Annotated in this window: 27 protein-coding genes; 11 read left to right on the top strand and 16 right to left on the bottom strand. The window is 39.2% G+C overall.

Features of this window, described 5'->3' with window-relative positions; genetic code table 11:
- Nucleotides 1–212: 212 nt before the first annotated feature.
- From VGE44_RS14605 to VGE44_RS14545, 13 genes are all read right to left on the bottom strand, one after another.
- Entirely contained in the window at nt 213–455 is a 243-nt protein-coding gene (locus VGE44_RS14605; RefSeq protein WP_331080424.1) for a hypothetical protein, read from the bottom strand.
- Nucleotides 456–479: 24 nt separating this feature from the next.
- On the bottom strand, nt 480–4,667 hold the full coding sequence (locus VGE44_RS14600; protein WP_331080422.1) for a tape measure protein: 4,188 nt from the start codon (nt 4,665–4,667) through the stop codon (nt 480–482).
- Nucleotides 4,668–4,677: 10 nt separating this feature from the next.
- On the bottom strand, nt 4,678–5,112 hold the full coding sequence (locus VGE44_RS14595) for a hypothetical protein (protein WP_331080420.1): 435 nt from the start codon (nt 5,110–5,112) through the stop codon (nt 4,678–4,680).
- Between the two features lie 67 nt (nt 5,113–5,179).
- Nucleotides 5,180–5,929, bottom strand: coding sequence for a hypothetical protein (locus VGE44_RS14590; protein ID WP_331080418.1), 750 nt, complete (start codon nt 5,927–5,929; stop codon nt 5,180–5,182).
- Between the two features lie 39 nt (nt 5,930–5,968).
- On the bottom strand, nt 5,969–6,673 hold the full coding sequence (locus VGE44_RS14585; protein WP_331080416.1) for a hypothetical protein: 705 nt from the start codon (nt 6,671–6,673) through the stop codon (nt 5,969–5,971).
- A 42-nt stretch (nt 6,674–6,715) separates the two neighbouring features.
- Nucleotides 6,716–7,069 carry a hypothetical protein gene (locus VGE44_RS14580; protein ID WP_331080414.1) on the bottom strand — a complete coding sequence of 118 codons (354 nt, stop codon included), beginning with the start codon at nt 7,067–7,069 and terminating at the stop codon, nt 6,716–6,718.
- A gap of 4 nt (nt 7,070–7,073) precedes the next feature.
- A complete protein-coding gene (locus VGE44_RS14575) occupies nt 7,074–7,334 on the bottom strand; it encodes a hypothetical protein (protein ID WP_331080412.1) in 261 nt (86 codons plus the stop codon).
- A gap of 3 nt (nt 7,335–7,337) precedes the next feature.
- The gene (locus VGE44_RS14570) at nt 7,338–7,742 is read right to left on the bottom strand and encodes a hypothetical protein (RefSeq protein WP_331080411.1); all 405 of its coding nucleotides are present in this window, start codon (nt 7,740–7,742) and stop codon (nt 7,338–7,340) included.
- A 126-nt stretch (nt 7,743–7,868) separates the two neighbouring features.
- The gene (locus VGE44_RS14565) at nt 7,869–8,717 is read right to left on the bottom strand and encodes a hypothetical protein (protein ID WP_331080409.1); all 849 of its coding nucleotides are present in this window, start codon (nt 8,715–8,717) and stop codon (nt 7,869–7,871) included.
- Between the two features lie 32 nt (nt 8,718–8,749).
- Complete coding sequence (locus VGE44_RS14560; protein WP_331080407.1) at nt 8,750–9,010, bottom strand: helix-turn-helix domain-containing protein; 261 nt, start codon at nt 9,008–9,010, stop codon at nt 8,750–8,752.
- Between the two features lie 71 nt (nt 9,011–9,081).
- Nucleotides 9,082–10,029 (bottom strand): hypothetical protein, encoded by a 948-nt coding sequence (locus VGE44_RS14555; RefSeq protein WP_331080405.1) that lies wholly within the window; start codon nt 10,027–10,029, stop codon nt 9,082–9,084.
- Nucleotides 10,030–10,032: 3 nt separating this feature from the next.
- The gene (locus VGE44_RS14550) at nt 10,033–11,370 is read right to left on the bottom strand and encodes a site-specific integrase (protein ID WP_331080403.1); all 1,338 of its coding nucleotides are present in this window, start codon (nt 11,368–11,370) and stop codon (nt 10,033–10,035) included.
- Between the two features lie 339 nt (nt 11,371–11,709).
- Entirely contained in the window at nt 11,710–12,087 is a 378-nt protein-coding gene (locus VGE44_RS14545) for a hypothetical protein (protein WP_331080401.1), read from the bottom strand.
- 733 nt (nt 12,088–12,820) lie between these two features.
- Here VGE44_RS14545 and VGE44_RS14540 point away from each other — a divergent pair.
- From VGE44_RS14540 to VGE44_RS14515, 6 genes are all read left to right on the top strand, one after another.
- The gene (locus VGE44_RS14540) at nt 12,821–13,456 is read left to right on the top strand and encodes a hypothetical protein (RefSeq protein WP_331080399.1); all 636 of its coding nucleotides are present in this window, start codon (nt 12,821–12,823) and stop codon (nt 13,454–13,456) included.
- Between the two features lie 1,117 nt (nt 13,457–14,573).
- On the top strand, nt 14,574–17,117 hold the full coding sequence (locus tag VGE44_RS14535) for a hypothetical protein (RefSeq protein WP_331080397.1): 2,544 nt from the start codon (nt 14,574–14,576) through the stop codon (nt 17,115–17,117).
- Nucleotides 17,118–17,215: 98 nt separating this feature from the next.
- On the top strand, nt 17,216–17,539 hold the full coding sequence (locus tag VGE44_RS14530; RefSeq protein ID WP_331080395.1) for a hypothetical protein: 324 nt from the start codon (nt 17,216–17,218) through the stop codon (nt 17,537–17,539).
- Between the two features lie 38 nt (nt 17,540–17,577).
- Entirely contained in the window at nt 17,578–18,306 is a 729-nt protein-coding gene (locus VGE44_RS14525) for an SOS response-associated peptidase (RefSeq protein WP_331080393.1), read from the top strand.
- Nucleotides 18,307–18,363: 57 nt separating this feature from the next.
- Nucleotides 18,364–18,777, top strand: a complete 414-nt coding sequence (locus VGE44_RS14520; protein WP_331080391.1) for a hypothetical protein — start codon at nt 18,364–18,366, stop codon at nt 18,775–18,777.
- A 75-nt stretch (nt 18,778–18,852) separates the two neighbouring features.
- Nucleotides 18,853–19,113: a hypothetical protein gene (locus tag VGE44_RS14515; RefSeq protein WP_331080389.1), complete on the top strand. Its 261-nt coding sequence runs from the start codon at nt 18,853–18,855 to the stop codon at nt 19,111–19,113.
- A 30-nt stretch (nt 19,114–19,143) separates the two neighbouring features.
- Here the strand turns inward: VGE44_RS14515 and VGE44_RS14510 are convergent, their stop codons facing one another.
- The 3 genes from VGE44_RS14510 to VGE44_RS14500 all read right to left on the bottom strand — a co-directional run bounded on the left by VGE44_RS14510 (nt 19,144) and on the right by VGE44_RS14500 (nt 21,359).
- A complete protein-coding gene (locus VGE44_RS14510; protein ID WP_331080387.1) occupies nt 19,144–20,271 on the bottom strand; it encodes an AbiH family protein in 1,128 nt (375 codons plus the stop codon).
- 63 nt (nt 20,272–20,334) lie between these two features.
- Entirely contained in the window at nt 20,335–20,610 is a 276-nt protein-coding gene (locus VGE44_RS14505) for a hypothetical protein (protein ID WP_331080385.1), read from the bottom strand.
- A 50-nt stretch (nt 20,611–20,660) separates the two neighbouring features.
- Nucleotides 20,661–21,359, bottom strand: a complete 699-nt coding sequence (locus VGE44_RS14500; protein WP_331080383.1) for a hypothetical protein — start codon at nt 21,357–21,359, stop codon at nt 20,661–20,663.
- 326 nt (nt 21,360–21,685) lie between these two features.
- On the opposite strand from VGE44_RS14500, the gene VGE44_RS14495 reads away from it, so the two are divergent.
- The 5 genes from VGE44_RS14495 (at nt 21,686) to VGE44_RS14480 (ending at nt 23,907) form a co-directional block, all read left to right on the top strand.
- Nucleotides 21,686–21,895: a hypothetical protein gene (locus VGE44_RS14495; protein ID WP_331080381.1), complete on the top strand. Its 210-nt coding sequence runs from the start codon at nt 21,686–21,688 to the stop codon at nt 21,893–21,895.
- Nucleotides 21,896–21,913: 18 nt separating this feature from the next.
- On the top strand, nt 21,914–22,120 hold the full coding sequence (locus VGE44_RS14490) for a hypothetical protein (RefSeq protein ID WP_331080379.1): 207 nt from the start codon (nt 21,914–21,916) through the stop codon (nt 22,118–22,120).
- A gap of 224 nt (nt 22,121–22,344) precedes the next feature.
- The gene (locus VGE44_RS14485) at nt 22,345–22,785 is read left to right on the top strand and encodes a hypothetical protein (RefSeq protein WP_331080377.1); all 441 of its coding nucleotides are present in this window, start codon (nt 22,345–22,347) and stop codon (nt 22,783–22,785) included.
- A 9-nt stretch (nt 22,786–22,794) separates the two neighbouring features.
- Nucleotides 22,795–23,163, top strand: coding sequence for a KTSC domain-containing protein (locus VGE44_RS18465; RefSeq protein ID WP_414649339.1), 369 nt, complete (start codon nt 22,795–22,797; stop codon nt 23,161–23,163).
- A 102-nt stretch (nt 23,164–23,265) separates the two neighbouring features.
- Nucleotides 23,266–23,907, top strand: a complete 642-nt coding sequence (locus tag VGE44_RS14480) for a DUF4145 domain-containing protein (protein WP_331080375.1) — start codon at nt 23,266–23,268, stop codon at nt 23,905–23,907.
- Nucleotides 23,908–24,033: the final 126 nt, after the last annotated feature.

The raw sequence follows: 24,033 nt of genomic DNA, 5'->3' as shown, positions 1-24,033 counted from the left end.
GGTTTCCAATTGCACCACATAATGCACCCGGGATAACTCAATAGGTTCTCATTCTTTGTATTTAAAGAGCACCAACAGCGAAAATGAATATCAGTGGTTAGACCTGATGAGAATAGAACCTAATCAAAATTGATCAAATTAGCTTGAGTATCACTTTTAGTGAAAAATATCTTGAAATGAATAAATGAACGTGACGTCGTTTTGTCATCACTTTAGTTGATCTCGTCCCGGTAATTAATGCTCAGTAGTTTGTTTCGGGTCTTTTCGTCCTTAACATGGTAGGTAACTACCGTCCGAAATTCGATTTCAAGTCTCTGCAGAGCTTTATCCATTTTTTCCATTTTCTCGGATAGAAGCTCAGCAATGTTCATCGCAATTGCTAATTTTTCATTCTCCGTCTCTGCTGTTTTTAAAATTTCAGTTAGTGCGAACACTTCTTCATTAATTCCAATCATTGTACTTTTTATTAAAGTGAATAATTAACCTCCCATCCCCATATCCCGGGCTGATTGTGAATTCTTACTATTATTAGCAATAATGGTGATTCCATTTTCAATTGCTTCCAGTCTTTCCAGACTCTTAGTATTAATGGCTGTTTCCCGGGTGTTAGCCTCGATCTTGATTGCTATCATTAAATGCTGAGTAGCGATGTTTAATTGCTGCGTTCCGGTCACCCCCATTTGTTTCATTAAGTCATAGGTGGCTCGATAAATTCCAGTTAACTCAGAGGCTGTTGCCTCAGTCATTTCCCTTCGCATGGCATTTTTTAATCCTGATGTTGTAGATAAAGATTGATCAATACTGGTAATCTTTTGGAGCTGACTAAACTGAGCTGCACTGTTGGTAATAATGGCATTATATTCCGCTTTTAATTCGTCAATCTCCTGTTGGGACAATTGCTCATCACTTTTAGCACGATCTGCGAATGAAGCATAGAATTCTTCAATTTGAGCCTCTATCACTTTATATTTAAAAGTGTTCAGCATAGCGCCCTGCATCAGGTCCTGGAAGTTACTTGCAAAGTCCTCAGCAGTGCGATAGCCATTCTTAAAGCCCTCTACTATACTGTCAGTAATACTTGAGGCTGTAGTGCCTGTAAAGAGCTCGTTTGCTTCATCGGCCAGATCTGCAAGTGCTTGTTTTACATCTTTGCCTTCATTTTTAAGTTTCTGAAGCTGCTCAAATAGTGCTTTGGTTCCTTCGGTGAGCTTTCCTTCAGTGAACAGCCTCTCCAATTCTTCGTAGGTTTTGCCAGAAAGTCCTTCGGTAATATCCCGTGTGCCGGTCTTCCTACCTATACCAAGAAAGCCACCATACTTATAGGTTTCTTCTCCAATTTTTTGCTGGCCAGCTTGAACTTGTCTTAACAGTCGTTCATATTCGCTTTGAATAGATCCTGACTGATTCCCTAATAAGGCCGCCTGGTCTTTCAGGCCATCCAGGGTAATTTTGTTCAGTCTTACTATTTGACGTTCTCTTTCTCGGAGTAACGCTTGATATTCACGTTCACCTTTCTGAAGGTTAAGGTTGTACTGTTTTATTTCTTCAGCTGCCTTCAGTTCGCTTTCCCTGGCTTTTCTCCCAATACTTAGTAACCCGGTTATTGCACCAATTGCTTTAGTGATTCCACCAACAATGTCACCGCTTGCAAAACTTGCTACCGATCCTGCAGCACTGCTTGCCACACCAAGTAAATCTCCCATAGTTGAGACTGTGTCCCCTAAGCCTTCATTCAGGTAGGAAAGTTCACTGCCTAATTGAGAGAAGGCAGACCCCAGCTGGCCGGTTGAATTAGCCAGACTTTCAGCTGCCTTGGCTACATCCTCATCTTTCAGAAAGTCAAAGGCAGTTTTGCTTTTAGTGATTTCATTGATCTGCTTTCGTGTTTCCTGAAGTTCCTTGCGGTACTTCTTAGCGTTCTCCGTTCCTTTCACCAAAGGATCACTAAGTGCAGTGATCAGGTCAGACTCCCGAGACTTAAGTGCCTGGATATTCGCTTCATCCACACCCATCTTCAAGTTCACTTTTAGATCGGCCAGTTCTTTCTCCAGGCGGAGTTTTAGATCGGCAGGGATAGAGGTGTTTCGGAGAAGTTCTTCCACAGCCTGCATCTCTTTCTTTAGCTGAGATTTAGTGAATAACAAGGTCTCTTCTGATAGTTTTTTATAAACCTCAGTTTTCTTGAAGGCCTCATCATTCGCTGCAGTGATCGAACGATCCATTTGTAACTTGAGCTCTTGTTTTTGAGATTCAGTAATGGTGGCTCCCAATGCTATGGCTTTTGCAGCATACTGTTTTCTAATCTTCATTACCTGCTCTTCAGCAGATAAAGCGGAATTGTAAGCTTCAGCATATTCCTGATTCTTTGAATCGGTTAATAGTTTGGTCTGAGCTATAATTTCATCAGAAATCATCTTTAGCCTTTCTTGCTGAATCCCGGTAAGTAGACCATCGGACGTATCTGTAGAGACTTTAGTGAATTCCTGCTGTAGTTTATCCAGATATGTTTTTGTTAGGTCGATATCATTTGCAAAACGGGCATTTGCTGCTTTTTCTCCGACTTCTTTTTTAAACGACTCGTAATCCTGATAGAGTTGTTTTTGCTTATCAAGAGATTCCTTTAGATCTTTGGTTCCTTGATCGTATTTAATGTTACCCGTTGCTAATTTTTCTACGGTGTCGATCCGGGCTAATGGACCAACTCCAAGGCCAGCCTTCTTTGCCTCCTGTCTCAGCGTTTCGAATTTGTCCTTAGCGGCCTGGATCTCCTGATTATTCTGAGAGAGTTGTTTACGGGATGCTTCAGTTTCAGCATTAGTGATATCATTCAGGATCCTGAGACGCTCATCAGATACTTTGTTTTGCTCAGCAGAAAGTTTACCCTGACTGGCCTGCAGTTCTTTATTTAGCTTATCGATCTGGGCGGTATAGTCTGCATATTTCTTTGAATGAATATCAAGCGGTTTTTTCAAGCTTTCGAGTCTTTCGATTTCACCTTTAATAAAATCCTCGTTTCGCACCGATGAGCCTGCCTTAGCCGGGTCTGCCTTTGCTTTAGCATTATATTTGGCAACTTCATTATTTTCGTAGGTATCGATATCTTTCAACAGCTTATCGAAGTCTTTAGCTTGCTGTTGCCTTATCTTTTCATATTCTGCATTGTTGAAACTGCCTGACCGACCGGTTCTAAAATTGGCTTTTATACGTTCAAGGTTTCCGATTTTGTCCTCTGCATTACCGGATAGAAGATCAGCTTTTTGTTTTTGAATTTCAACACGCTTCTCGAACGATGCCTGCTTTAATGCCATTAAATCAAGGGACTGGTTATATTCCTCGATGGCCTTTCTACCTTCTTCAGTTCGAAGCTTAGCAAGGGTAAGGCCTCCCAAAAATTCAGGCGAGACCTGATTGATTTTCTTTAGAGCCTTTTCCCTTTCCTGGAGCGACAATGTTTCATCGTTTGCCGTTTTTATTAAATCCTGAAGCTTCTGTTTTTGTTCGATGGTAGTTTTTGTTGCCGTATCCCTAATAGAGTCAAGGTTCTTTTCCGATTCGGCAGCATTGTCAATGCTTTCAGTGTAGACATAAGCTGCTGCAGCCAGCGTAGCCAATCCCGTTGCTATTGCTACATAAGGATTGGAAAGCATTGTTGCGTTCAGGATCTTGTGCATCCGATCAAGAATGACCATTTGAGCATATTGAAGCCTAAAGGCCAGAGTAACCCCTGCTGCTGATTGAGCAGCTGTTAGCTGAAGCGCAGCGGTGACGATAAGTGCTGCTCTGTGGACACCATAAATAGCGACCATGGCTGTGATAATGTCAATTACCTTCTCATAATTCTCTACAAGAGCAGCTAATCCGGATATGCCTGAAGACAGAAGCCCTTCCTGACTTCGGCCCATTTCGTTAAGCATCTTAGCCCAGGAATCCTGAAGATTACTTATTTGACCCGTAAGCGTTTTAGACTGTTCTTGCATTAGGTCAAAGAACATTCCACCTTGTTCGGTCATTGATTGGAAAGCCCGCTCTACTTCAGGGAATCCTACCTTGCCTGCTTCCACTAATCCACTTACTTGGTCCTTGGTGACTCCGAATTGTTTAGCGAGCTGCTCGATGATTGGAATACCCCGGCCGGTAAACTGCATAATATCTTTTGTGTAAGCTCTTCCTTGAGTTTGAAGGGTGCCGTACAAGTAAACGATATCACCAAGCGGAGCTGAAACGCCAGAGGCAACATTCCCCAGCATGGTCAAGTTTTTAGTGATTGATTCAGATGAGAATCCATAAGCTAACAACTGCTTTGCACCGGTTGCAACCTGGTCAAGAGAAAAGGGTGTTGTAGCAGCTAATTTTACTGCTTGAGCCATTAATTGATCAGCTTTTTCCTTGGATCCGAGCATTGTCCGGAATGCAACTTCCAACTGCTGAAACTCTCCCCGGGTCTTTACGATCGACTGTAGGAAGTTAGATCCTGCCTGAACAGAAAAGAACGCGCCTGCAGCAGCTGCTGCTCTGGCGAATGATTGCTGCATTCGATTGTTTCCCTCTATTGAGGTTGTATGAACTCCAGCTATTCTATTCTCCAGGTCTTTTAGCTGTCTCTTAAAATATTCGTCATCTAATACCGCATCCCATGCGAGGGATCCACCTGTTACTTTTACTGCCATTTCTTTGTATCTAACGTTTGTTCATTATTCTGGCTATTTGTTTTTTTAGCCGCTCTTCAATTACCTGAGATGTGCCAGAAATCACATCCAAGCCTCGACTTTCGACCGCCGCTGCATAATCCATCCCAGCTACCACTATCAGGCTGTATCCCTTAGTATGCTCGGCGGCCAGCTGGTTAGCCAGCTTCTCAGCCTCTGAAGCGCCATCCCCGGATGCGGTATTAGTGAAATCTCCTGCGATGACATTGCCATTATATGTTAGGATATAGCCAATGGAGCTTCTCAGGTTACCGGTTTGATCACGATAAGTATTTGTTTCCCGGGCTTCTTTGACAAACTCCTCACCGGTGCGGATCAGCCGGGATTCAAGAGCTTTATTAAAAGCTCTATGCTGCTCCCGAATATGAGCTGCGATATCGTTTTTAGTGAATTTTGGCTTTAACATAATTGGATTTGCACCATTATATGCACCATGTTTGAGGCTGCATAATTTAACTGCTTGATTATCAATTTTATGGGTTAAGGTGAGTTAGGTCTGTTAGGAATCGACCTGTGTTCGCGTTTGATATTACCGATAATCTGTTCGGGTTCAGGCTCATTTGAGGATTTTTCGCAGGATGGATATCGATGAACTGTCCGCTTGAACCAATAAGAGGCTCGTTCGAGGGGTTAACTCCATAGAGAGGAGTGTTTTCCTCAAGGAATTTTCTGAACTTCTCATATTGCTGGCTTAATTTCTGAAATTCCAGCATTAGTGCTTTCATCTTCGGATCGGTAAGGTCAGTAGAGAATTTCTCTCTCAACAACAGATCTGCATCGTCGTCCGTGAATACAGCCTTCCCTTCAACAAATCTAATTCTACGTAAGTCGAAGTGTTGAGTATTTTTTATGCGACATGAATGTTCGTATCTACTGCGCAAACGTGGAAAGAAGTCCGGGTTTGATTGGTAATATCCATTTTCACGTTCTTTTCGTAATGACTCCGGAAAAATATTCTCACACTTCTTTGTTACCCGGTTTGAGTAAAGATTCTGCATTCGTGAAATATCGAAGTGTAGGAATATGTCAAACTCTTCGTCTGTGATCACCTGGCCAGTGGCCTCGGTGAATTCGGTCATTGTTTCATTTAATAACCGTGTGAAGGAGATATGGGCATCTTTGGAAAGGTTGTAGCAATGTAGGTCTGAACATATCACATGTTGAGAGGGGTCAATTAAGAGATCTTTACTTTTTACTCTTGGGTTTAAATTTATGTTTTCCATTTCTATTGATTTAGGGGGTGGATTAGGTCTGTTATGGGTCTAACCCCTTATAACGTGTCCCTGAAGCTTCTGCCAGTTCAATTTCATTTCGGTTTCGTTCATTGGATCCAACTCTATCAGAGCACCGTTCTGCCCCATAATAGATCCTTTATATGGATCAATTCCATAGAGGTTGATATTGTCACTCAGGAAGGTCCTAAAGCTCTCATATTGTTGGCTCAACTTGTTAAACTCAAATAGGATTTCTTGGAAACGAGGCAGGGAAATATCAATTGAGAATCGTGTCCTTAATAACATTTCAGCATCAGACTCATCGAAAACGGCCTTGCTTTCAACGAATCGAATTAGCCCTATATTAAAACCAACAGCATTATAGAATCTGCCGAGTCCACTAAGTCGAATTTCTAAAACTGTGAAGAAATCGCCTGATCCTTTTCGGTAAGCCTTTTCATGCTCATGTCTAATTGACTCCGGAAAAATATGCTCACACTTGCTTTTGATTAAATCGGTGAATCGCTTATAGACAGTTGATCTGGATCCACTTCTGAATGCTTCAAAATCCTCTACTGTAAGTTCACCGCCCACAATTTTTTGGTAATCTTGCAGCAGGTCGTTAAGATATTTTGCGCAACGTTCATGTGCTTCTTTTGCTCTATCGTAACCATATTGATCCAAGACCATTAGATGAGGCTGCGTAGTATTAGACCCAATTGTTGCAGTATTATTTTCGTTTGTTGAAATCATTTCTTTAAGATTTAGTGTTATTTATTCAAGCCTAATAGCCGCCTACCTTTGTCCACGTAAGTGTGCAAAATTCTTTGTTTCGTTGAATTCTGCCATTTTTTTTCCGACTTCTAAGCCTTTATTGTATTCTGCCATTTTCGCCTCTGCTAACCGCTTTACCGCTGGATCCGCGCCTTCGGTTGCTGCTTTCGGTGGATTTGTTCCGGGATGTGTTTGATTTGCTTTAGAGCTATCATCGGCGGGATCTCCAAATACGAATTCAAAGTCTTCACTGTTACCTTCAAGGTGATCTTCTATGGCACCTGTGATACCTCCTCGAAGGCGGTGTTTACTAAACCTAATTAGCCCCTTTAATTGATCTGCGCTTAGAGATCTGACAAATTCTTTAATTTCCATTGTTTTAGTTTTTATTGTGATAATTATTAAAAAATTCTTGTTCTTTTTTTTGGATCTCCAACAGGTGATCCGGCACCGGACTTGTAATTAAGGCCAATCTCTTTTTGTCGGATTTAATCTTGACGGCTTGGTCATGCCGATCCTCAAGTAATTCTTGATAATCTGCATAGAGGGCTGCTTCATCAGTTGTCAAAGTTTTATAAAATGCTGCCTGGAAGGCAGAAAGTGATTCTAAAAGATCACTCGAATTAATTCTCTTTCTCATATTCTATGATTCGTTATTGATGCCAGGATGACCATCTGTATGCATCAGGAAGTTTAAAAAGGTGTCTTCAATAATGCTTTTAGTTGGAGCATCCAGTCCCAAGAGTCTGGCTCTTCGATCAATGCAACTCATTACTCCATTTAGAAATCTCGAATTACCATCCTTGACGATTTCGGATTCTGTAATTTCTTGAGATTCGGGTGATGGATTGGATGCTACTCCTTTAATTTTTACTCCTCGCTTCTTATAATTGGTCCGGGATCTTACCCATGCTTCATAATACTCCCGTTCCAGTTTGTCAATTTTCGCCAACTCCTCATTTAGCTTGTCCTCATAAGAGGCAGCTCGTCTTTCTTTCCATTCCTTTTTCCTTTTCTTGATATCCTGACTGACTAAACCTTCCGTCACTAATAACAATTTTGCAATTTCTGTCTGCGTTTTCCCCATCAAGTACATCTCCATGACTTGATCACGTCGATTTTCTACATTGCTATTGCTGTTTTTCGCCATTTCTTTACAATTCTTTAATTTTCATCATCCTGCAGCGTTGTGTTTCTGACCGATGGTATATGCCGGAGTAGATTCTGATCCAGTAATCTTGGTAGATTTATTCCACTTGTCGTCATTTCGCTGCCAGGTTTTTAATCGCTTATATGTGTCCCAGGTGTCCTGCATCTGCCATTTCACCTTAGTCTTCGACTTATTAGGTTCTGTCCAGTGATCATAGAATTCATTCAAGAGTAAGTTTGAGAAGGTTCCAGGGAATTTGCTATTGACTTCGGACATTTCAAGCTTTAATCGATCACGGCCATATTTTAATGGGTCTAATGATCGCATATCTTCTGACTGGGCTGTCTGGTGTTCATGTCCTTTGGTAAGATCACGCCAGGCCGACGCCTCTTTGAAAATTTCTTTTTGGTGTTTATTAGAAGTTTCAATGCCCCTTTGATTTGACAAAATGGGAGAGGGCTCTCCATCTTTTCCTTTATTAACTTGTTTATTATTATTATACATATCTTCAGAAAGAGCAGGGCTGGTCTTTTTTACGACCAGGTGCTGATCTTTTTTAAGACCAGGTGTACTTTCAAAAAACAAGCGTTCGGCGTTTGGTCCAAAGGCATAGAAGGACTGGTTCATCTTCCTGTTGTCTGGGTGCCTTACTATTAATTTTGCCTTTATCAGCTTTTCGACTCTCTGCCTTATGCCGGATTTGCTACCGATGCATAGTTTAGGAAGTTGGTCAACGATTAACTCCCGGCTTACCCAGAAATAAGTTGTCCCATCCTCATGAATTTTTCTACACGATTGCGATGTGCTGAACTTGTGGATGAAAGCCCAAATTGCCATGTCATTAAAGTCAAGGTCGAGATTGAGCTCTACCATTGCTTTCTGGTTTATGCTGAAGGAGTATAGCATTACACCAAGCCAATTTTAGTTAAAGCCTCTTCCACATCAGATAATATGTACCGGTAGCACTTTCCTATTTTTATGCAAGGAATTTTCCCCAGGTCACGATATTTAGCAAGGGTTACATGTGAAATGCTGAAACGGGCACAAACCTTTCCTCCGGTGACAGGTGCTTCATCAGGCTTAGGGAGTAAGTCTGGTAGGACACGGATAAGTTCTTCTCTTAGAATTTCCCGAACATCTTCTTTGGTAAGTAATTCGATAGCCATACGTAATGATTTTGATTACGAAGGCTAATGTAGAAGCGGGTTAGAATTATAAAAGTTATTCTTTTTATAATTTATAATAATCTGTAGCCAGTTGTTTTCCAGTGGTGTTTTTTGACAGTAGTGCCATGTGTCTCGTTATCTGCAAACTCATTACTGATATAAGTCGTCATTGAATCGGCCGCGATAGACGGTTCGAAGCATTTTTCTAAGTAGGTACCTATCTTTTTGGAGAGAGCTTTACTTCCGGTACTTCCCCTGTAAATGAGTGACGCCTGATATAGTGCATAGAAGAACCAATGCACCCAGTTTTTATCTTTAGTAGACCTATCACTAAGCGAATGGTAGCTACCCAACCTTAAGCCATCATATTCTTCAAGGGTCAGGAAAAGCAACAAGGAATCAATAAACGTCCTACTATCAACTTCGAAACCACACTCCTGAAATACTGGTTGTATTTCATTGAGCATTTTCAACTTGAGATTTTCGTCATTGAGGATGTTTTGACTTGCTTTTGGTCTAACATAATTGTAATGCTCATTGAGAAAGATTGTTAGTTGGTTAAGGATAGTCTTTAGAGGTTTTAACAGTGCCTCACCGTCTCCTTGAGAAACAATATACTCTCGGTCATCAATATACTCTCTGCCATCATCATACTCTTTGTAAACAGAAAAATGCATCGAACTGAGTTCTTTAGCAGTGTTTTTTGAGATGAAGCGAAGCAACGAAAATTTGAGATTCGATAAGTAAACCGCATTTAGGGCAGATACGACAAATGGTTTTGCAATAGTCTCCTGCTGTTCGCCTAAGCCAATTTGAGGGTCATTAAACAAAAAATTATCAAAAGCCTCTTGGATGTCGTCAAGAATAAACTGATAGATGTCATGTTCCGTTAATTCATCGTCATCATTTTTTTGTACAGAGTGTTTCTTGTGCAACTCTGAGAACGATGGAATCTTGATTGATAGCTGCTCGGCTGTGTCATATAAAACGTTCACGATAGTGAGAATTCTGCTGCTCATGACTTATACTACTTTTAATACTGTTTCCTTTTCATCAACCTCATCCCAGATTTTCTTCATTAGTGATCTTTGATGCTCCCTGGTGCTGGATACATAGCGGCTGATCGATTTAAAATCCCTGTGGCCACTGAATCGCATGAGCTCCCTTTCCGGCATGCCTTTCTGCAGGCAGAAAGTAATAAAATTCCTACGGCCTTGGTGCATTGACATCAGTGTATATTTCTTGACCATTTCGGAAATCCGCTCATTTCCGCGAAATTTGATTCGTTCTACCATTGCCACAATTTTGGCCTCTTTGCCTACATCCTTAATGGCTACGTTACTTTTTTGATTTGTGATCAATTTGAGTGGCCTAACGTGATCCTTATTCTTTTCCAGGATTGCGAGAGCAATATTATTCAGGGGAATAAATACCGGTGTAGCAGTTTTGATCTGGGTAAGGTCAATAGCTCCATCCTGAATGTGATCCCACTCCAGCTGCTGCATGTCAGAGAACCGGAGGCCAGTCACTGAGCTGAATACATACGCATCCCTGACCCGGTCCAGACTTGGACTTTTACTAAGGTCCACTTTCACTACCTCATTAAACTCTTCCTGGGTTAAAGCTATCACTGGAAGATCTTCTTTTTTAATCAGAAATCCCTTATACTTTGGCAGGGCAATACCTTTCTCATTTTTCGCAAAATTGATAATGGTCTTTATGGTTTTCAGGTATTTGGCTACAGAGGAATTGCTTAGCTTTTTTTTCGGGTCAAAGTTTAGATACGTTTGAAATTTCATAAAGAAGGAAGTGTCAATGGTTTCAAAGCTGACCCTGATCCGCTTGGCACTCTCAAAATCCAACAGGTGCTGCTTAACGGTCCGGTAGATCTTGATGGAACCTTCTTTCTTATGGCCTTTGTGCAGATCGATGTATTCTTCAATAAATTTGTAGAGTAGACCTTTTTCCTCAGCTTTACGATGTTTTTTATTTGCGGTCTCATTGAATTTGGCCTTCACCATTTCAGCGGTGTAAATAATGCCGGTTTTCTCAAATACGGTTTCGATATCGTTGATTTTATCTTCAATAGCTCTTAGTGCCCGATTGATATCCTTGATGGCTTCGGTATCAAGGATCAGAGCTTTGGGAATTTTATAAAGTGCAGGACCTATAAGAAAAGCCGCATCCTCCTTTTTACAGTTGATGGCCAGCCGATCCTCAACGCTCCAGTTGCAGGGGTATGTATATTGATTCGTGGGGATCCGGACTCGATCTCCGGACACCTGGTAGATCAGGCTGATAGGAGCCATTTTCCGGGCATTCAATTTATCTCTTCTGAGTTCAAATCTGAGGGTTCCCATAGTAATTATTAAGTCAGTTACAAATTAAGGGTGCACTTATGGGTGCAGTTATTGTTTATGTAAACTTAATAATTTTTGAAAACTAAACAAACTAATCTACGTTTTTTATGTTTTAAACCAATATATTATAAATTTGGTAAAAGGAGAATATAATAGGTTCGATTCCAGCTGGTACCACCAAGAAAGCCTCGTACTTAATTGTATGGGGCTTTTTTGATTTTAGGGTGTCGGTTTGGGTGTCATATTTTTACTTTTAACCCTATTTTAAGCGATTATCAGGCAATAAAAAGGCAGCCATTTCTGACTGCCTGGATATTTATATAATAGATAGTTCGGCTGTTATTGTAATAACCCTGATAATTCAGAGATTTTTTCAACGCTCCCAACGTTGGCAAGTAAAAACCTTGACTTTTCAGCCATTTGATTATACTCCTCAAGTGCATCCGTAATTGGCAACTCCATTTGTTGCTCAGCGCAAACCGCCTGATACTGTTCAAATGTTTTAAATCCGAACAGTTCGCATACACAGATCATGGTGTAAAACTCATCACAAAGTTTTGCCTCCGTTGCAGGAAGTTCGCCATCCATGACAATAGAGTCACATTTTCCTGTGATCTGATTCAGAATTAATAAATGAAATTTGTTTTTGCCTGCTGAGCTGGCGACTAACAGGAACCCATCTAGGGCTACAACTGTGTTTTCGGTGTTGATTCGCATAATGATTTAATAAAAATGGTTTTTAAATAAGGGCGTACGCTGCGAACCAACACCATGTTACCACGGGGAAAAGTACCCATCTTTGGGCTCGTACGCCCTGTTCTTTTAATTAAGCCTGTAGATTGAAATAGTAACATAGTTTTGTATTGATTCGCACTACAAACGTCTGAAAAATAATCGGTATCCACAAGGAAAAAGTGAAAATAAATTCATTTAAATTCCTGTATAACAGTTGTTTACAAATCTGTATATCTATTAAACAGATCAAAATATAGGGTTTATGATATGCCAGGGCTATTAAAAAAAAGAACCCTGCACAATTGGGAGTCATGCAGGGTATATGCCAATTACGGCAACAGCTAAACTTGGAACTTTACAAGGAGTCACAATAAATGCTATCCCTTCTAGAATCAAGAACACGAATATAGTCATTTTAAACGGCATGACCAAATAAAACCCTGTTTCTGTTGCACCAGCAACGTTTTTTGCTCTTTTAAATTCATTGATGACTGATTAAACTGATTAAATCTAATTCCATCATATTAGACCCTCGGCATATGGGGGCGGTAGGTGTTTTTCTTTAGGGTACGGGGTCGCTCAGGTATGGGATAATTCGCAGCGTCCTTTCACATAGAACATTTTCAAAACCGGAAATTTTTTTATTTTTTTTCACGCTATTAGCTACCTTCGGAAATGAAGCTCCATCCAAGCAATTAAACTTTATCCGACTCATATGAAGTTACTACCATCGCAGTTGAATCAACTTTACGATATAATTACTCAAGGTGGTTATTTTTCTCCTTCTCAGTTTGAAAAATCAGCCAATGGAGACCATTTTAAACTAACAGGATCAGAATATTATTTCAGAATATTCGAGGCTGATGGATACGCCAATTCTTTTATAGTGAACTTTGCACCTGGAGAAAGCTTTTACAAAGAGAGTTCGTCAAGAATTGGATGGCATGATGTGTCGTCTTATTTTGCAAACTGGCTTTATTTCCTTAAGCGGGAAGTTATAGCTCCCGATAAATGGGGCAGATTACTAGAGGAAATGAGGTCGTTGATAGGTACTACGCCCAATTATAACGCTAAGTTCAGCCACGCCGAGTATTTAGATATTTCTTATAAGTTTGAGCATATTAAGTCTTCACTTACACAAATACCGTTACTTAAAGAGCAAAACGAGGCAATAATTAACCAGCTTGACAATCTTTTGGAGCTAACCAATAAATTAAACAAGTTCGACTGGCAAAACCTTTTCATTGGAACAATTATCAGCATTATCATTCAGCTGAATGTTACTCCGGAAAATGCATCATTGCTCTACGAGTTGATTAAAACGACATTCAAGGGTCTATTCCTTACTTAACCATCTTTAACAGCAAATAATCCTTACACCAGCTTAAAGCATATCCGGTGTAAGACCTTCCTGCTCCTTTTAAAATTGTTTATACTCTAGTTAAGCCTACATTAAGGTTCTCAGCTGATTAATTAACTGTCCTGAAGAGTACTGTCTGCTATTTAGGGTATTGTAGGCAATGAGTCATCAAGCTGCCAAGGTTGTCAACATCCAAAACGGTTCTAAAATAGTTGCCAAGGCGGTTCCGTTACGAATCGTTAATAAATAGGCAGAAAATAGAAGTTAAAAGGTATTGCTCTTTAATCTTTTGGAGCGTACTTTTGAGACAAGAAAAAACCCCAGAGAGTCGACCCCTGGGGCTTAGTATATAACAGTATCTGCCGATACTGATCTTCAACCGGAATTAGCAGCACACTTGCGGGTGTAAAGTTTACTTCCTCTTCCATTCAACCCAGAATTAGTTAGCCGGGTTTACGCCTGGCTAATTAATTCAAATGTCCGTATTCGTTTTAGTGATATCGAATCAGAGTTTTCCACAGATTGTTAGTGTATCTGCACCCCAACACCTAAACAATAGGTAAATGTGTGATTTAAAGGAGTTTACCTATGTGTAAAACTCAAAAAATAGGGCATTTCAGGCCATTTTTACTACACCCATTTACACATAAATAAAGCTGTAAAAACCAAGTTTTCAAATAATATTAGCGATGTTCAGGTACTGGATTATTCTAAAATTGTCACCTTGATCCTTTTTGATTTATCTTTCCTCTCAATTTCCCCCTACATTGTTACCATTGAGTAAGTTTATTTTAGATTTTTGAATTACTTGTTAAAATAAAAGTGGCCACTTTCGGACGTTAGATGAAATCTTAAAAGCAGCTCTACCTTTTAAAATTTATATTCTCATTTCTCCTACTTTTACATACTGCAAAACAGTACTATGTAATTATTATCCATTTTTCAAGGTGGTTAACGTGGTTCCTTCTCAGATCGCGTTAGCCACTTTTGTTTTTTACAGCTCTCCACTAAAATATCCGTTCATAGAATCGCACTCAGTTCTTCTTAAACGGCACTTCTCTCTAATTGAGACACGAAATATCGAATGCTATTTTAGGGATTTTTGTGTATGGATAATTCTCTAAAAACTACACTCAAAACCCTATTTACCGCATTTTTGCTTTTAGGATTAAGTTACACATCAACCGCCCAAACCACATCAACACTGCCGTCTGGTTACACGCCACTTTCTACCCAGATTTACTATAAGATTGATGGTGGTGATACAACTTTTATATCCGGTGCAACAGGTAAGGGTTTTCACCGTTTGGCTACAACCCAATCATTGCGAGATAGTTTATACAACTTTTACACTAAGACTGAATCAGACGCAAGATTTGTTCCATTAACCAGAACATTAAATATCAATGGCACCACTCAAGACCTATCGGTAAATCGAACATGGAGCGTAGGAACGGTTACAAGCGTGGGGGCAACAGCGGGCACAGGGATTAGTATAGGTGGAACTTCACCTATCACTTCGAGCGGAACTTATACAATCACTAACACCGCTCCAGATCAAACGATTTTATTAAATTCAGGCACAGGTATTTCAACAACAGGAGACTATCCTAGCTTTACAATAACCAATACCCTTCCTGACCAAACAGTAGTATTAACAGCAGGAACAGGGATTAGCACAAGTGGCACATATCCAAACTTTACGATAACAAATACAAGTCCTTCAAGCGGCGGCACAGTAACAAGTATTACCCCTGGTTATGGCTTAACCCCGCAAACCGCTATTACATCAAGTGGAACATTTGGTATTGATTCAGCGTCTATTCAAACAGTTGCTAATTTTTTTCCCAAAGGAGATACACGATATGCTAAAATAGGGGATATGCCTACCATCTCATTCGGAACTTTCGGCTCAACTCCAAACGCTCAGGGAGGGTCTTATTCAGGTGGGGTAATTACTTTGGAACCAGCAGACGCAACGAATCCGGGAGGTGTTACAACAAATTCACAAACACTTGCAGGACTTAAATCATTTAATGGTAATATTGAACTCGGCACAACTGGAATGGCAGGAAGATTATCATTAAAACGTAGTTCAGACGGGGTGATAGCTTCGATAGTAGAGCAAATAGATGCTAATAAGTTAACATTAACTTCAGCCGGTGGCACAAAACTTTTTGATATTAATGCAGACAGAGTTGATTTTAATTCTGGCGCATCAACAGCGACTTACTGGTTTGGTCAAAACAGACCGTCAGCGACAGAGGTTCTTATCAATGGCAGTAATAACAATAAATTAATTCTTCAAAATAATGAGGTTGCTCAATTAACCCTTAATTCAAATGGTGGCACAATCACCGCTGCAAGCCTCGGTAGTTCCGGTGATGTAATAGTAGGCGCCAATAACACAGGTCTTGCAGGCAAGATAACAGTAGGATTTGGTCTTTCATTAACAGCAGGAGTGTTAACAGCTACAGGTGGAGCGTCAGGTACAGTAACAACCGCAGGAGGAACGGCTGGTAAAATAGCAAAATTCACATCAGCTTCAAATATTGAAAATAGTATTATGACAGAAACAGGGTCGGTGATTTCTATTGCTGGCGATGTTGAAATAAGTGGAGCGAATGGCTTTTCAGCAAAAAGCCTAGCAATAGGAACTGATGGAACAATAGCTAATTACAGGTGGCAAACTTCATTGTCTGGGAATGATGAAATATTCGCATCGAGAAGTTTCGGAATAGTCAGAACCACTAATTACACAACAGGGGCAACGGTTTATTCGGGCGCACTTTCGGCAACAAATCTTTCAGGAACAAATACTGGCGACCAAACAAGTGTAACAGGAAACGCAGGTACAGCAACAGCCTTGCAGACCGCAAGAAATATTCAGGGGGTTTCCTTCAATGGTACGGCAGATATAAACCCAATAAACGGAACAGGTTTCGTAAAGGCAACAGGAACGACTTTAAGTTATGACAATAATACGTATTTAACAGGTAATCAGAGTATAACCCTATCTGGGGCGGTAACAGGTACAGGAACAACCGCAATAGCGACTACACTGGCTTCTGGAATTGATGCCACTAAGATAGCTGACGGCACAGTTACGAGTGCTGAATTTCAATACATTAACTCACTAACCAGCAATGTACAGACACAGCTTGACAGTAAGTTAACTACCGCAGTGACTTCGATTGCATCTGGATCTGGAATGGGGTTCTCTACAATCACAGGAACTGGTACAATTACAATGGGTACTCCGTCAAGTATCACTTCAAGTTCGACTAATAGCACTTCCACTACGAGTCATACCCACGCGATAACTTCTTTGCCATCCGCTACCACAGCTACTACGCAAACAGCAGGAGATAATAGCACAAAGGTAGCTACTACGGCTTATGTGGACAGTAAGTTTACTGGATACGGTGGCTCGTTTACCTATTCAGGAACTTCGGCTACAACATTGACTGTAACATTAGGTTTTACTGTATCAGGTAATTACGCAGTCACGGTTACGCCATCAAACACTGCAGCTACGGCACAGGAGTACTATGTTACCAATAAAACAAGCACAACATTTGATATAGTAATGTTATCGAGCAATACGGATGTGACCTTTGAATGGGTTATCGCTCCGTCGGCAAGTTTATAATTTAAGCCTGTAGCACCATTAAGAAAAGCTAGAAGTAATATTTTTACAAAGCATAATTACTAAAATTATTAGTATTTGTCTACCTTTGTCTGAAAGATATGAACGCTTGGAAAAATAGACAATCTGGTGATCCGGCTTTTCAACTTAAACGGGCTATAGCTAAGGATGCTTATTATGCGAATGCTTGGATTTATAACCCTGACACAGATAGATGGTTTTCCCCAGAAGAGTTTATGCAGGATGGAAATTTGATTACCATTCATCGCGGTGCCGATAATACTCATAAGTTCAAAATCAGAGACCCGAAAACGGGGATACTGGAGAAATCGAAAAGGGTTACAGAGGCTCAGAGAGAGCTTAATGAGTTTATTGAGCGAGTAGATCGGTACTATGAATTAAAGGCTATCCGCAAGCAAAAATAATTATCTATGCTTATCTTTAAATAGAAAAATCTTTATAAATGTGTTATAACTCTGAGCAAAAACAGACTGTTCAACAAATGGAAAGGTCATTTAGAAGATCGGTTCGTGAACCTGAGAAGTACCGAGAACAGTACCATTCAAATGGCTTTAGTCATAAAGATTTTGCTGTAATAGCCAACATTAATGGTGATGATGCCATTCATTTATTATCATGGGGAATTGTCCCATTTTGGGTTAAAACCCTGGCAGATGCCAAGAAATTAAGCAACAATACCCTAAATGCCAGATCCGAGACAATCTTTGATTTACCTTCCTTCAAGACGTCGATATCAACAAAAAGATGCGTTATCCCGCTTACGGCATTTTTTGAGAGCAGGGATTTCAATGGTGTTAAATACCCGTATAGAATATATCCTAGAAATTCGGACTACTTTTTGGTTGGTGGTATATATAGTTCTTGGAAGGACAAGGAAACTAATGAAACATTAAAGACCTTTTCAATCATCACTACACCACCAAATGATATGATGAGCCAGATTCATAATCTTAAGCAAAGGATGCCATTAATCCTTAAGCCAGGTGATATTGATACATGGATTGACCCAACATTACCAAAACAAAATATTATTGATTTAATGCAGCCATACCCTGATGAAGAAATGGCAGCTTATACAGTTAGCAAGGATGTAAATTCAAGCAAGATTAATTCGGATAGGCCAGACATTTCAAATCGGATAGATTACGATGGCGTAAATTGTTTCTGTTGAATTTATTCGTTAACCCTAAGTAGTTAGAATGTTGTATTCCACTTATTAATTTAAAAAATGAAGAGTCCTTATTTTATTTTCCAAGAGAATAATACAGTTAACGTTGATTTAGAGACATATACTCAGTGGATGAGTGAGAATTGCGAGAAATACACAAGAACTGATTATTACCCACTTTCCGGGAGAAAAATACAGTATTGGGTTGACGGTGATGGTGTTGCTGATCGCATTCGACCAACTATATTTCACGGACTGCGTTCTGACATGACCTCGGACGATTATCAAATGCTTATTGATAGGGAAATCGTAGTAGAAGGTGTCAATTTATTTGCTGAGCTGGAAAGGGTGATTTCATTAGAGGAGGATACATTTTATGGGTCTGATTATCAGACTTCATTTAGAACATGGGAAGAAGCAATAACTGACGAAGATTTGCTCACCCTAGTACGCGGTGAAAAGGTTTCCATGTAATTATACTGGACACCTAAGATACTGCTCGATTTCCTGTACACTTTCAAACCCATTGCTTTATTACTAGATTTATGTATGGAACACCTTGATGAAACTGATCCGATTGTGCCAGATCCACCCTTTGAAATAGGATTGGAAAGTACTCGTTATATGGTTGTGCCAGGGTGGAATCATGAACTTGATCAAGCTGAATTTGAAATTTATTCAGATAATATTCTGATTGGTAAGATTCGACGAAACCCTTATGATATTGAAGGCTGGGAAGTGGTTTCTGGAGAATTAACAGAAAACGAAGCAAACCTGATTGGGGATCAAATTGACATTCATTATTTCTAATCATTAACTTGAAACAGTGTATTTCGCTTTTCAAACGCTATCATAAGTCATTTGTGGCATCGGTTTACAAAACTGAAAATTTACAACCCTCTCCCTAAGCATTTCTTTATCCTTGAAATGTCTGGATATTTCTTGCGTAAGCTCGGTAAAGTTATTTTCTCCGTCAGCGGTTACATGATAGTAAATTTTTATTGATCGGCAGTGTTTATGCTTGAAAAGCATATTTAACATCGTCCGATCCGAAAGGCCGCATGAGTGACCCATTATAAGAACCTGGTAGTCATCACTCTCTATAAATCGAAGTAACGAATAATAATCACTAGTTTTAAGATAGCCGAATGACTTAATAAACTCGAAATAGTCATTGATTTTTGATAGTTCGAGAGTAGCGTAATCTGAGTCCAGCTCATCACCAAAACCGAATATTAAGGGTTTGTCAGGATCGCTTGCACAACCATGTATGTAATTCAATTCTATTTCTTCACTGCTAAATCTTGATGATGAAGCATATAGTGCTGCGGTATCGGTGTAGTTAAAATTAAGAATGTGCGTTAGTTTGGCAACTTGTGAAACCGGTGTTGATCCTTCAATGTAGGTAAGTTCTCTAAAGAGTATAGGAGATGCAAAAATTTCCAAAACCTTATCCGTTGTATTTTTCACTTTAATTGTTCTGAAATATTCTCGAAGTTCAGCGACAAGGGTCCTCATCGATGCATTCAAGGATTTCAGATACTCCTTTTGCTGGTATCCTTTGTTTAATATCTCCTTAAGCACTTTGTAATATTCGTTCTCTATTTCAACCCAATTTGCATTGTTACAATTTGATATCAATGCTTGCATTAGCGTCGAGAGTGTTACTATGAATGGATTTGTATGTCTTACACTAGGCTGGAAATACAGACTCTCATTCCCGAAAAACTGGTCAAACCCTGTGTTATAATAATAATCAATGAGCTCATTCTTGGTTGTGCGCGAATTATGAAAGAATGTAATAAACTCGTATCGACTCTCAATTTCCATCAGGCTGTCTTTATGACCCGACCCAATTTCCACTTTCGAAAAGGACTTCTTTAAATACCAAAGAATGAAATCGTTATATCGAGTTTGCAGCCCGTGAGCAAGGTCAAAGCCATTCCCTAATAATATGAGGCGGTTCATTATTCGAACATGTTATTTAGCCGGAGAAGACGTTAAGTATGCGACATCTAATATGCTCAAAATTTAAATAGGCTCAATATAATTTTTCATCATCCATTTGTCCACATCTGCCTTTAAAAATTTTAGCTCTCCACCCATTGATATATAGCCGATACTATCCTTTCTATTCTTAATTGATTTAGCCGAGTAGCCTGTAATAGCGCCAACCTCTGCAGCATTTAAATACCTATTATTCTGAATAAAGATATCCTTATTAACCCTTTTCGATTCCTCTATTAGGTCTTTAATCTGGGTTATCAACTCATAATATGCTGAAGTTTCAATTGTTATTACTTCCATTTCCTCAATATTTTTGTTCCTTACTTAACATTCATATCACCTAACCACATTCACCATTTAGGGCGCCAATTTGCAGAGTAGACAAGTCCATCAAAGGGGATGCGATATTTTATCGCCAGCTCCAGTAGGTATTTATTCAATTTCTTGCTCACCAAGGACGAATCAACTAGAGCCTTAATTTGATTCAGTGATTCAACCTCCATAGGAATAACACCCATGGATAAATCGTTTTTGATCTTATATATTGACAAGGGAAACTGAATCGAAGTAGTGATTTGACCAATACGGCCGTAATAAGCAGAATATTCGTCATACGAGAAAATTATGATAAAATTGCTTTTTATATCTTCAATTCGCAATTTTTGATAATGTAGCGGTTGATGATTATCAATTGATTTTAGCTGGTTCTTTTCCGATAGCCTTTGTTCTGCCTGTTCTTTCCGACGCTTTTTCTCAGACTCGATGTACTTCGCTTTATGTTCCTGGAATTCAGTGGGGGAAGGGTTGAGTAGTGGTTTTATAAATTCCTTCGGCATCTCCATCTTCTCATATAAAGTCGCTTTGCTTCGGAGGATCCTCCTAACGTCCTCATCAATTTTCGAATCGTGCTGTTTTACTTTTTGGGGAGGCTCATAATCGAGGTACACAATTTTGTCGTCTTTAATCTGAGAATTGAATGTGTCAAGCGCTTCGGTTAACCTTTGGATGTGGAACTCGATGTCCCTAAGTGTAATCTTCTTTGCTTCCATTTTAGATGTATTTAAAATCAACAGAATCATCTAGGTAAAACTCAAGTTGGGGATTATATTTATGCGTAAGTAAATGAGTTAAAGACATGATTTCTCGTAAACAAGGCATCTTGAGTGCAGTTTATTACCCGTCCCAATCGTGGCTCGGCAGTGATAGTGGTATAGGTTGTTGTGTTTTTCTATGTTGTGTTTTTTGTATTTTACTTATACACCGTTCTAATTATCAGATAGTTAGCTCCTAATTTAATATTATTTATTATTATTGGGCAATAAATAAGAATGAACCATAAAAGGAAAATTCCTTCGCATATGCCAGATCGTAAATAATGACAACAGATAGGGAATTGCTCTTAGAAGCTCTTAGGGAGATTAAAGACCTTAAGGAACAGGTAGAAGAAGTTCTTTTATTGTTCAAGCCGGTGCCTGTAATAAAGCGGTTGACCAAAAAACAGAAGTTTGAGCTTGAAGTTCAGAAACACATGGCTAAGACAAGAGCAAGGATACTGGCTACACCGGACAAGCAGGGGAAACTATAGTGCAAAAACAATTGCTATATGAATGATAAACAAACTGTAGACTTGAGCTTGCTTATGCTCGCACTACAAAAAGAACTGCAGGACTTCCGGCGGGAGAACCAGGCGTTACACGAAGATTTACGGATGCTTAAAAAGATGTTTGCCTATAAAGAGAAAAAGGTCACTAGTAAAGAGCGGAGGGAGGCCATAGTTAATAAATTTAAAGCCAGCGTATTGTTGGGTTAAATCTTATTTCTCGGCGGTCTTGGCTGTGAACGTGCATAGCTGCCTGCTAATATTTAAATCACTTTGACATAAGAGTGATTTGCGATATTGAATGTAAAGCTCTATCTTTCAGATAAATACTAAATGTTTTGAAAAAGTCTTTTTTGATTTTTACGTTTATATTTCTCATTTGGTCTAATGCTTGTATTAGTCAAAATATTGTACTATCAGATTTAACAGACTTTGTGAAGAAAGATGTGCCAACAATTAATGAGATACTTCTCACAAAAGGTTGGGAATATTTACAAACTAGAGGAGGAAATATTGATAAAATAAGTACCTGGGCTTATGAGATGTCAGCCGATTCCACAGCAAAGGCCTGGCTTAAGGTTGAGTCGAATCCTAAATATTTAAACATAATTATTCTGCAATTTTTCAATAATTCAACTTACACAAAACTCCTGAATTCTATCAAAGCCCTAGGTGCAAAAAAAATTCATTCTGAAGTAGATGATGATGGTAAAATATTATCAAGGTTTACAGGAAAGATTTACGTTTATGAACTATCAACTTTGGGGAATAGACACAAGTTGGTGGTCTTCAATTCAGAAAATTTCATGAAGAGCCTATTAGAGGGACTCGAGGAAGCAGGAGCAAAGCTAGATACAATTAAAGATACCAACTAATTTCATATTATGTTCTTGAAGCCGTTTGCGCTCAATATCTTCTTATGGTATTTGGTATCTGTTTTCATGCAGCAACCATGTAGAGATTTACCGTCATCTTTCCGAAGCTATCAGGAAGCGATAAACAAAATTAGTTCAGCATCATTTGTGCAAACCGATAATGCAAACACCAGCAAGTCTTCGTTTATTACTAGTGCCAATTTCTACAGTTGTAATGGCCAAACTGGGTATTTAATTATTGGCATAAACAATAGACCTTATATTCATAAAGATCTTCCGGTAAAGTTGTGGTACCAGTTTAAAAATGCTCGATCATTCGGCACGTTTTATACACAACACATTCGAAATAAGTACAGGCTCTCTCTAACCTCTAACTAAATTATAAAAGCATATTGTTTATTAAACCCTAGGATTTTGATTAACGAGATAATGTTATAATTCTGATAGTTTTTAGTTAAATTCATTTATACTTATTTAAATATGAATTCGAAATATTTTCCTCCAAAGTATCTTGCAACATCATTCAATTGTCCTATTTGTGGTGTGTATGCTTTGCAGACATGGCAACCTGCAATGCGAAGTGCTCAGCACGGTTACTATAATGTTGAATATCTCAAGCTAGTAACCTGTTCTCATTGTCATGACATTTCAATTTGGTCACATGAAAAATTGATTGAACCATCCGGAGGGAATGCTCAGATGCCGAATGAAGATTTGCCAGATGACATCGTTACTGACTATTTAGAAGCTAAATCTATCATGAATAAATCACCGCGAGGTGCGGCAGCACTTTTAAGACTTGCAATTCAAAAATTGTGCAAATATCTTGGTGAGTCCGGGGACAACATAAATAATGATATTGCTAGTCTGGTAAAGAAAGGTTTACCAGTGAAAGTACAACGGGCTTTAGATTATGTTAGGGTTGTTGGAAATAATGCTGTGCACCCCGGCACAATCGATATCCAAGACACACCGGAAATAGTTGAACATTTATTCGTTCTTGTAAACATTATAGCTGATGTACAAATCTCTCAACCAAAACAAGTAGATTCACTATATAGTAGCTTACCTGCAAAAAAAGTTTCCGAAATTGAAAAACGAGATGGTATTGGAAAGCAGTAAGTCATAATTCCGATTAAATCTAATATGGGCAAAACCGAGATATGACAAGCGTTTAAGATACTCGAATATATAGGATAATTAGTTTCTTAAAGAGCTTGGAGCAAAAGTTCAAACCTTAGATTGTCA

Source organism: Daejeonella sp. (assembly GCF_036405355.1).
GTDB lineage: Bacteria > Bacteroidota > Bacteroidia > Sphingobacteriales > Sphingobacteriaceae > Daejeonella.
The sequence above is the reverse complement of the archived record's forward strand: the minus strand, read 5'-3'. Positions and strand labels throughout refer to the sequence as shown.

Bases quoted from the DNA above. Each gene is read 5' to 3' on its own strand.
- VGE44_RS14555 (WP_331080405.1), bottom strand. From the start codon at position 10,029: ATGAGCAGCAGAATTCTCACTATCGTGAACGTTTTATATGACACAGCC.
- VGE44_RS14525 (WP_331080393.1), top strand. From the start codon at position 17,578: ATGTGTTATAACTCTGAGCAAAAACAGACTGTTCAACAAATGGAAAGG.
- VGE44_RS14600 (WP_331080422.1), bottom strand. From the start codon at position 4,667: ATGGCAGTAAAAGTAACAGGTGGATCCCTCGCATGGGATGCGGTATTA.
- VGE44_RS14505 (WP_331080385.1), bottom strand. From the start codon at position 20,610: ATGGAAGTAATAACAATTGAAACTTCAGCATATTATGAGTTGATAACC.
- VGE44_RS14605 (WP_331080424.1), bottom strand. From the start codon at position 455: ATGATTGGAATTAATGAAGAAGTGTTCGCACTAACTGAAATTTTAAAA.
- VGE44_RS14510 (WP_331080387.1), bottom strand. From the start codon at position 20,271: ATGAACCGCCTCATATTATTAGGGAATGGCTTTGACCTTGCTCACGGG.
- VGE44_RS14550 (WP_331080403.1), bottom strand. From the start codon at position 11,370: ATGGGAACCCTCAGATTTGAACTCAGAAGAGATAAATTGAATGCCCGG.
- VGE44_RS14480 (WP_331080375.1), top strand. From the start codon at position 23,266: ATGAATTCGAAATATTTTCCTCCAAAGTATCTTGCAACATCATTCAAT.
- VGE44_RS14580 (WP_331080414.1), bottom strand. From the start codon at position 7,069: ATGGAAATTAAAGAATTTGTCAGATCTCTAAGCGCAGATCAATTAAAG.
- VGE44_RS14495 (WP_331080381.1), top strand. From the start codon at position 21,686: ATGACAACAGATAGGGAATTGCTCTTAGAAGCTCTTAGGGAGATTAAA.
- VGE44_RS14590 (WP_331080418.1), bottom strand. From the start codon at position 5,929: ATGGAAAACATAAATTTAAACCCAAGAGTAAAAAGTAAAGATCTCTTA.
- VGE44_RS14565 (WP_331080409.1), bottom strand. From the start codon at position 8,717: ATGGTAGAGCTCAATCTCGACCTTGACTTTAATGACATGGCAATTTGG.
- VGE44_RS14560 (WP_331080407.1), bottom strand. From the start codon at position 9,010: ATGGCTATCGAATTACTTACCAAAGAAGATGTTCGGGAAATTCTAAGA.
- VGE44_RS14535 (WP_331080397.1), top strand. From the start codon at position 14,574: ATGGATAATTCTCTAAAAACTACACTCAAAACCCTATTTACCGCATTT.
- VGE44_RS14490 (WP_331080379.1), top strand. From the start codon at position 21,914: ATGAATGATAAACAAACTGTAGACTTGAGCTTGCTTATGCTCGCACTA.
- VGE44_RS14540 (WP_331080399.1), top strand. From the start codon at position 12,821: ATGAAGTTACTACCATCGCAGTTGAATCAACTTTACGATATAATTACT.
- VGE44_RS14520 (WP_331080391.1), top strand. From the start codon at position 18,364: ATGAAGAGTCCTTATTTTATTTTCCAAGAGAATAATACAGTTAACGTT.
- VGE44_RS14575 (WP_331080412.1), bottom strand. From the start codon at position 7,334: ATGAGAAAGAGAATTAATTCGAGTGATCTTTTAGAATCACTTTCTGCC.
- VGE44_RS14500 (WP_331080383.1), bottom strand. From the start codon at position 21,359: ATGGAAGCAAAGAAGATTACACTTAGGGACATCGAGTTCCACATCCAA.
- VGE44_RS14595 (WP_331080420.1), bottom strand. From the start codon at position 5,112: ATGTTAAAGCCAAAATTCACTAAAAACGATATCGCAGCTCATATTCGG.
- VGE44_RS14515 (WP_331080389.1), top strand. From the start codon at position 18,853: ATGGAACACCTTGATGAAACTGATCCGATTGTGCCAGATCCACCCTTT.
- VGE44_RS14545 (WP_331080401.1), bottom strand. From the start codon at position 12,087: ATGCGAATCAACACCGAAAACACAGTTGTAGCCCTAGATGGGTTCCTG.
- VGE44_RS14530 (WP_331080395.1), top strand. From the start codon at position 17,216: ATGAACGCTTGGAAAAATAGACAATCTGGTGATCCGGCTTTTCAACTT.
- VGE44_RS18465 (WP_414649339.1), top strand. From the start codon at position 22,795: ATGTTCTTGAAGCCGTTTGCGCTCAATATCTTCTTATGGTATTTGGTA.
- VGE44_RS14585 (WP_331080416.1), bottom strand. From the start codon at position 6,673: ATGATTTCAACAAACGAAAATAATACTGCAACAATTGGGTCTAATACT.